The sequence below is a fragment of the Neisseria sp. P0009.S007 genome, from assembly GCF_051962515.1.
This window is the reverse complement of the sequence record NZ_JBQCVF010001149.1, coordinates 1-262: the sequence shown is the minus strand read 5'-3', so window position 1 is coordinate 262 and position 262 is coordinate 1. Positions and strand designations below refer to the sequence as shown.

At 58.8% G+C, this 262-nt stretch carries 1 protein-coding gene; it reads left to right on the top strand.

The features are described from left to right. The coding region (locus ACTHS3_RS18105) for a YdcF family protein (protein ID WP_440368811.1) at positions 1–262 on the top strand (262 nt) is incomplete at both ends.

Genomic DNA, 262 nt, shown 5'->3' with positions numbered 1-262 from the left:
ATCTTAGGCAATTCCGTCAACAGGCGCGGCAAGCCCAATCCCTGCCTGCGTTCCCGAGTGGAAGCAGGCGTCGCCCTCTACCGCCAAAACAAAGTCAGCGGATTGCTGATGAGCGGCGGCACGGACGGCGACGGCAGCAACGAAGCGGCAGCCATGCAATCTATGGCGATAGACATGGGCATCCCGCCCGAACACATCCGCATCGAAAACAAATCGGAAAGCACCTTTGAAAACATCGCCTTGAGCGCCCCGCTGTTGCAAG